This is a genomic window from Massilia glaciei (genome assembly GCF_003011895.2).
GTDB lineage: Bacteria > Pseudomonadota > Gammaproteobacteria > Burkholderiales > Burkholderiaceae_D > Telluria_A > Telluria_A glaciei.
Genome location: NZ_PXWF02000144.1, coordinates 1 through 1918, shown reverse-complemented (window position 1 = coordinate 1918; position 1918 = coordinate 1). Strand labels below are relative to the sequence as shown.

Annotated in this window: 3 protein-coding genes; all 3 read left to right on the top strand. The window is 71.5% G+C overall.

The window, feature by feature from the left end:
- Positions 1-151 precede the first annotated feature (151 nt).
- Genes C7C56_RS10200 through C7C56_RS29755 form a run of 3 tightly spaced genes read left to right on the top strand, consistent with a single transcriptional unit; the run spans position 152 to position 1840 of the window.
- Positions 152-634: a type II secretion system protein gene (locus C7C56_RS10200; RefSeq protein ID WP_106757319.1), complete on the top strand. Its 483-nt coding sequence runs from the start codon at positions 152-154 to the stop codon at positions 632-634.
- A 5-nt stretch (positions 635-639) separates the two neighbouring features.
- On the top strand, positions 640-1029 hold the full coding sequence (locus tag C7C56_RS10195) for a type II secretion system protein (RefSeq protein WP_229458561.1): 390 nt from the start codon (positions 640-642) through the stop codon (positions 1027-1029).
- Positions 1004-1840 carry a type II secretion system protein gene (locus tag C7C56_RS29755; protein ID WP_229458559.1) on the top strand — a complete coding sequence of 279 codons (837 nt, stop codon included), beginning with the start codon at positions 1004-1006 and terminating at the stop codon, positions 1838-1840. The genes C7C56_RS10195 and C7C56_RS29755 overlap by 26 nt, the downstream gene beginning before the upstream one ends.
- The last annotated feature ends 78 nt before the right edge of the window (positions 1841-1918 follow it).

Below are 1918 nucleotides of genomic sequence, written 5' to 3'. Positions count from 1 at the left end.
CGCCGGCCGTGCCGCCGCCGGTGCCGTCCACCCAGCCGCCGCAGCCGCAGCCGCAGCCGCAGCAACAACCGCAGCCGCAGCCGCCGGTCGTCGTGACCCCGATCGCGGCGCCCGAGGCGACCCCGCCCCAGCCCGCGCGACAGCAGCCCGGATGAACGCGCGCGCGGCCCGCCGTGGCTTCACCCTGATCGAACTGGTGGTGGCGCTGGCGATCCTGGCGCTGCTCGGCACCCTGGTGCTGCCGGTCGCGCAGCTGGCCGCCCAGCGCAGCCAGGAGCAGGAGCTGCGCCGTTCGCTGCGCGAGATCCGGGCCGCCATCGACGCCTATAAAAAGGCCTATTTGGAGGAACGCATTGCGCGCGTGCTCGGCGCCAGCGGCTACCCGAAGGACCTGGCGCTGCTGGTCGAAGGGGTGCCGGACCTGCGCAGCCCGAAACGCAGCAAGATATTCTTTTTGCGCCGCATACCGCGCGACCCGTTCAATCCCGACACCGACATCAGCGAGGAGCAATCGTGGGGCAAGCGCAGTTACGCGAGCGAGGCGGACGAGCCGCGCGAGGGCGACGACGTCTACGACGTGGTCTCGACCTCGCCCAAGATTGGCCTCAACGGCGTGCCTTACAACAAATGGTGAGCGCCATGCCAAGCGCACCGCGTCGGGCGCGCGCCGGCTTCACGCTCATCGAGCTGCTGGTGGTGCTGGGCATTGTGGCGCTGTTGCTGACGCTGGCCGTGCCGCGTTACTTCGGCGGCATCGACCGCGCCCGCGAGACCATCCTGGCCGACAACCTGCGCAACACGCGCCACGTGATCGACCAGTACTTCGCCGACACCGGACGCTATCCCGACTCGCTCGAGCAGCTGGTCGAGAAAAAATACCTGCGCAACGTGCCGTTCGACCCGGTCACCGAAAGCGCCGGGACCTGGATCGTGGTCCCGCCCGAGGATGCGGACAAGGGCGCGCTCTACAGCATCCGGAGCGGCGCGCCGGGCAAGGACAGCAATGGCAAACCGTACCAGGACTGGTAGCGCCATGCCCGCCCGCGCGCGCCGGGCCGGCTTCACCTATGTCGGCCTGATCGTGCTGGTGGCGATCATCGGCCTGACCGGCGCGGCCACGCTCAAGATCAATGCGCTGCTCCAGCGCGCCGCCGCCGAGGAGGAGCTGCTCGACATCGGGGCCGCCTTCAGCGACGCGCTGCGCAGCTACGCGGCGGCCACTCCGGCCGGCCAGCCGCCCCAGCCTCGCACGCTGCAGGACCTGCTGCGCGACCCGCGCGTGCCGGGCGTGCGGCGCCATCTGCGCAAGGTGTTCGTGGACCCGATGACGGGCAAGGCCGAGTGGGGCGTGCAGTACCTGAACGGCCAGAGCGGCGTGGTCGCGCTCCACAGCCTGTCGGACGCGCGCCCGTTCAAGATCGGCAATTTCGACGCGCGCTTCCGCGGCTTCGACAACCGGGCCCGCATCTCGGACTGGAAATTCACGCTGGACGGGCAGGGCGCCGTGCCGCCGCCGCCGCTGGTGCCACCGGCGGCGCCCATGCCGGTGGTCCCCGTGGCGCCGCAGGCGCCGCTGCCCCCGGCCGATGGCGGGCCGCAGGGGCGGCCGGCCGAAGCGGCGCCCGAACCGGTGTCGGAGCCCGTGGCCGAGCCAGTGATCGAACCCGTGGCCGAATTGGTGGCCGATCCGGCGGCCGATCCGGCCAATACGCCCGAGCCGCCGGCCCAGCCGGCCCAGCCGGTCGTCGACACGGCCGCAGATCCGGCCGCAGATCCGGCCACCACCGCAGTGCCGCCGCCGCCCAAGCCCCCGGTCCCCAGGGGCCGCAAGATCCTCTAGCAGCCTGTCGGGCTTTCCCCGTAATCGAAGCCCGATCGCTGGTGCCTTTGCGCAGCAGCGAAACCGGGGTCGGAGTTT

Bases quoted from the DNA above. Each gene is read 5' to 3' on its own strand.
- C7C56_RS10200 (WP_106757319.1), top strand. From the start codon at position 152: ATGAACGCGCGCGCGGCCCGCCGTGGCTTCACCCTGATCGAACTGGTG.
- C7C56_RS10195 (WP_229458561.1), top strand. From the start codon at position 640: ATGCCAAGCGCACCGCGTCGGGCGCGCGCCGGCTTCACGCTCATCGAG.
- C7C56_RS29755 (WP_229458559.1), top strand. From the start codon at position 1,004: ATGGCAAACCGTACCAGGACTGGTAGCGCCATGCCCGCCCGCGCGCGC.